This is a genomic window from Fulvivirga kasyanovii (genome assembly GCF_009711405.1).
GTDB lineage: Bacteria > Bacteroidota > Bacteroidia > Cytophagales > Cyclobacteriaceae > Fulvivirga > Fulvivirga kasyanovii.
Window position 1 is genome coordinate 2,660 of record NZ_SMLW01000377.1, and the last position, 5,071, is coordinate 7,730.

The following is a 5,071-nucleotide window of genomic DNA, read 5'->3' on the forward strand; positions in this document are numbered from 1 at the left end:
GTAAATACAAGTTGCCCTATACCAAGGCCTAATTCAATAGTAATACCCGGTGCACGAAATTTAAGCCAGGCCTCCATAAAACTAATGGCGCACACAAAACCTATCCACAAAAAGGTGCAGGCGAATTGGAATGCTAAGGTTGATTTTATGCTATTCATGTTTTAAAAACGTTTCTGGTGACTTCTTTCTATTCTCTAATAAATTGTTTTAAAAAAAGCCTTTATAGTCCTGAGGGCCTGTATACATAATGAAATAAAAAATAGCCCATAAACCGAAAATGATGATGGCAATCCAAACCCAAACAGGGATTGCCTTTGGTGTTTCCGATCCAGTTACTACAAAAATGTCCTTTCTTTCACTGCCATAAGCATTTATCGTTACAGGGATTTGCTCATCTATCACATCATTAGGTTTTAATCCTACCACGGATATTGCAGGTCCATTTCTAACGACAAAAGGGATGATTTGAATTCCTTCTCTTCCATCAGTTGACTTTGCTACTATTTTTAATTTATGAGGACCATCCGGAATCTTTGTAGAATCGAATACAAATTTTACCGGAGGTTTGAATTCCCCAAAAGGATGAGGGTCGTCATCCAAAAAAACTTTTACGACCCTTTTATCTTCACTATTATTCATAAACAGGACTTATTTGAATGTAAGACAATATTTTTTATGTGATCAGGACCTGCTTCCTTAGGTCGTATTAATAGTTTAATGCTCAAAAATAGTGTCACAGCAACTATGACAACGGCAGTCCATGTAATGATATAATCCCATTGTCCTTGAGGGCCCTGGCCATGGGTGACATCCTGCAATATTTCGGGCTGGTTTTTTTTGCACACTTCACAGGCAAAAGCTGCAACCTCCATTAAAACAAAGACAAAAGTTAATATTGCTACTTTTTTCATTGGCTAATTTGATTAATACTTTCACGGATCTTCTTCACTTCTTCAGGTGTTACCATTTCAGCTGAATTACCCCAGCTGCTTCTTTCATGATTGGCGATCGCTGAAACTTCCTCGTCAGTAAGCTGGTCTTTAAAGGGTGGCATACTGGCATATTCATCCCGGGCGTCATATCCCAGTAAGATAATTTGGATTAACATCTCCGGATCGCTATCAGTTACTATCGCACTTCCGGCAAGTGGTGGAAATGCCCCCTTTAATCCTTGTCCGTTTGACTGATGGCAAGCTCCACAATTAGTAATGTATAGCCTCTCTCCATCCAGGTTCACTGAAGTTGAAGAAGTTTTTTTATTATCCTCCTCATCTACCTTGAGCTTTTTAGATGGGATGAATTTAGTTGGAGGCTGCCCTCCTAAATCGACCTGTTTCAGTGCCTGTAGATACTCTACCAGCTTTAGCGCGTCCTCAGTTGCTACAATTTTTTTGTTGGGATCTTTTATAAACTCCGCAGGTGGATTAATTACGACATCCTCTTTTGCAGGTTGTTCTTTTTCCTGAAAAAGCCACGGATAAGCGGGCATAACTGAAGCATCGACAACAATTCGGGGGTTGTAGAGGTGCAACAGATGCCATTCCAGGCTTGGCTGCCGAAGTCCAATATTGGTTAGGTCCGGACCGGTGCGTTCACTTCCTAACAGGGAAGGGGATTGGCGCCAGATATCAAGTCTTTGCTTGCTATAATAATAATCGGAAGGGATAGAGGGCCGTTTTCCCCACATTTCATCCATCTCAATATTCCGGACTTGCTGACTGTGGCATGCTACACAACCCTCGGCAATGTAAATTGCCAACCCATCACGTTGACGTTGTGTCAGGGGAGGGTCGTTAGGTAAGGGCTGCAGGTCATTCTGCATCTGATACGCGGGCACAATAGCCACACCTATACTAAGGATCACAAATACAATAAAAAATGTACCTACCAAAGCATTATGGTTTTTATCAAAATTTATCATCACTTATACAAGTTCTGGTTGCGGTTCAGTTATAAGATTTTTCTTTATTGCAAGGGGCCTTATCCGCTTATTTATCATATAGAAAAAGTTATATGCAAAAATCAGATGTGAAATGAACATAAGTGTCCCTCCAATTGCCCTCCAGAGCCAATAGGGCTGCATAAGGATTACCGAATTGATAAAAGGCTCACCTGCCATCCAGCTTAGGCCTTTAAGTGTACCACCTGCCATCAATGAAACCATATAGGCAAACAGCCCAATGAAGGCTAACCAAAAATGGGCTCCTATGAGCCACTGTGGAGCTTCTTTACCTGTAATTTTTGGTAAAAGAGCATATATTCCTGCCCACATGAAGAATGCAATAATACCATACATAGTCATGTGAGAGTGGGCTACATTAAAATCAGTAAAATGCCACACATAATTTGTGAACCGGAAGGCTTGAAAACTACCTTGAGCAGAGCCAACAAAATAAAAAATTATGCCGATCAGAAAGAACGGAAGCACATAACTGCTGCTTATGGCTTTCCAGCTGCCCCGTATGGTCATCATGAAGTTTGTTGTGCCTGCAATAACCGGAATAAACATACCTCCACTAAAAACTATTGCTGTGGTTTGTAACCACCATGGCAAAGGACTAAATACAAAGTGGTGCGTCCCTATCATTGTGTAAAATAGCATCTGTGTCCAAAGCGCAAGCACACCTAATGAATATGAGTAAATAGGCTTGTTGAGTGATGAAGGAAGGTAATAATATACCAAACCAAGCGTGAATGTCATGAACCACATCCCTACCCCCTGATGCATATAGTATCCCTGAATTGCTGTTTCACCAAGGCCTGACTGATAATATGGGAGATAACCAATGGTAACTAAAACGAGTGTCCATACCAATGCGGCCAGTATATACCAGTTGCTAATATATATTTCCGATAACTTACGATTGGCGACGGTTTTATAATAATTCCAAAATGTAATAAGCAATGCTATTGCAAATAGCAACATTATGGGCCAAATGTATTCTCTGTATTCTCCACCTCCATTGTTAATTCCAGACATTAAAAATGCATTGCCAAGGATTACAGAGGTATTTATTAGCCACCAACCCCACCATCCTAATTTATAGCTGAACAGCTTTGTATTCGACGTTCGCGTTATCACGAAGTAACCCAGGCCTATCATGGCAAGAGAGGTCCAACCCCAGAATACCGTGTTGGTATGCACAGGCCTGAGCCTGCCAAATGAAAGCCATGATAGATGATCCAGGTCTGGCCATACAAATTTCATCCCCAGATACTGGCCTGCAAGGGTTCCCAAGACTAACCAAAAGACCGCGGCTCCCAGATAAAATATGATCAACTTTTTTAAAGGCTCAGGCGTTTCCAGATTAACCGTTGATCGCTTTTTTTCATCAACGAGTGGATAAGAGGGCTTATGGGTCAGTCTGGTTATGAGGCCCCGCTCATCAATCCTTTGCATAGAACTTCCAAGTTCCGTACCTTTTAAGCGATATTTAAATGCCTTTTTTCTTTCCTCAAGAATAGCATCCAATTCCTCTTCTTCAAGATTTATCAGGTGATTTGACCATTCCTTCTTTTCTTTCATTGCAGCATTAGATGTTGCTTTGGAAAGAAGGTTCGACGCCCTAAAAATCATGATTATAATCCCAACTACTATCACCAAGATTAAAAGAGCAAAAGTGCCTACTACCCCTGGACTGATGATCCAGTTTTCTGTATTTTGCGCATTACTTAACAATGGCATTAGAACTAATACCAGAATTATCAAAACTCTCATATTTAGAAATATTTATTCTGAAAATTTCAGCTCACGAAGCTTTTAATTATCTCGCCTATCAGTCCCTTCTGGCTGCGCTTTTTCAATGTTATTTTCCATGTCCATGGCACGAGGAAATAAAATATTATTTTCCAAATGAATGTGAAGGTGAAGGTCGTCTTCAAATTCTTTTAGCAATGCAAAAGTCACCCTATAGGTATTGCAGGCATCTGCCGGAGGATTATAATTGTTGCTCAGTTCCGCAATCTTCCGGAACCTTTCTCCTTCTGCATCATGCTCATGCATCATCATCGCAATAGGATTTTCTATTGTTTTAAAATGGGGGGGGTGCAATTTCTCGCGAAGGTTTTGAGTACGTACCATTTTATGAATAAATGGGAAAAGAATTAGCTCCTCTTTTTTCATATGCTGCGCAAGATCTCCTGCAGACTTTGTAAAAAGGTCCGTGATTTCATGGAGCTCAGGATGACGATCACCATGTACCCTGCAGAGCTTGTTGAGAAACGGTACAATCTCTTGAGTTCGCTTCTCTACATAGCGGTGATGTACCTTCTCAATATAGTCAGCGAGCAAACCCAAAGGCCAACTTTGGTAATTATTGGCCGAGGTGTCTTTGATTTGGATAGCTTCGTCCAATTCTTTTAGTAAAAGGTTAATGTCAATTTCCTTTTGTTCAACGGCCTCCCTGATGGTACGACCGCCCTGGCAACAGAAGTCGATTTTATGCTTTTTGAAAACAGTAGCTGTTCTATAATTTGCCGCCACTAGTTCTCCAATAGGTGTATCCTTTGATAATTTCATAATTACTTTAATTTATATTTATTTTATTAAGGATAAATTTGTCCGATTTATCTTCAAAAAAATTTACCGGTATAGGAAACTTACTCCTTTCTTTAAGCCTGCTGCTAGTTCATGAAGGTTTGTTGTTTGGAGCATGTCAGCAAGCTGCTCACGAAATGCTGCAAACTTAAAGTGAACCGGACAAGGTTTTAATGCATTGCATTCTTTCAACCCCAACCCGCAACCATTAAAAACCCGATCACCATCTATTGCCTTTACTATTTCTGCGAGGTTTATTTTATCGGCAGCTGCGGCAAGCTGAAATCCTCCAAAGGCTCCTTTAGTTGACAAAAGGATGCCTTCGCGACTAAGTAATTGCAATATTTTAGCTGTAAATGCTACCGGAGACTGAATTTCTGCAGCAATTTCCTTCAGGCTTACAAGCCGACCTCCTTCACCGGCCTGTGCAATGTAGATCATTGCTTTTATTCCGTATTCACAAGCTTTAGAAAACATGTATTTATCTTTTAAGCAAACCTAATGAAAGTTTTTAATTAAGACAAATTTGTCTTA

At 40.3% G+C, this 5,071-nt stretch carries 6 protein-coding genes; all 6 read right to left on the reverse strand.

Features of this window, described 5'->3' with window-relative positions:
* Positions 1-207: 207 nt before the first annotated feature.
* The 6 genes from E1163_RS04405 to E1163_RS04430 all read right to left on the reverse strand — a co-directional run bounded on the left by E1163_RS04405 (position 208) and on the right by E1163_RS04430 (position 5,014).
* Positions 208-639, reverse strand: a complete 432-nt coding sequence (locus E1163_RS04405) for a cytochrome C (RefSeq protein ID WP_155169910.1) — start codon at positions 637-639, stop codon at positions 208-210.
* Entirely contained in the window at positions 636-911 is a 276-nt protein-coding gene (locus E1163_RS04410; RefSeq protein WP_155169911.1) for a hypothetical protein, read from the reverse strand. The genes E1163_RS04405 and E1163_RS04410 overlap by 4 nt, the downstream gene beginning before the upstream one ends.
* Positions 908-1,921, reverse strand: coding sequence for a cbb3-type cytochrome c oxidase subunit II (locus E1163_RS04415; protein ID WP_155169913.1), 1,014 nt, complete (start codon positions 1,919-1,921; stop codon positions 908-910). Before E1163_RS04415 ends, E1163_RS04410 begins: the two co-directional genes overlap by 4 nt.
* A gap of 3 nt (positions 1,922-1,924) precedes the next feature.
* Positions 1,925-3,526: a cbb3-type cytochrome c oxidase subunit I gene (locus E1163_RS04420; RefSeq protein WP_246223502.1), complete on the reverse strand. Its 1,602-nt coding sequence runs from the start codon at positions 3,524-3,526 to the stop codon at positions 1,925-1,927.
* A gap of 234 nt (positions 3,527-3,760) precedes the next feature.
* Entirely contained in the window at positions 3,761-4,519 is a 759-nt protein-coding gene (ric, locus tag E1163_RS04425; RefSeq protein WP_155169917.1) for an iron-sulfur cluster repair di-iron protein, read from the reverse strand.
* A gap of 63 nt (positions 4,520-4,582) precedes the next feature.
* Positions 4,583-5,014, reverse strand: coding sequence for an RrF2 family transcriptional regulator (locus tag E1163_RS04430; RefSeq protein WP_155169919.1), 432 nt, complete (start codon positions 5,012-5,014; stop codon positions 4,583-4,585).
* Positions 5,015-5,071 lie beyond the last annotated feature (57 nt).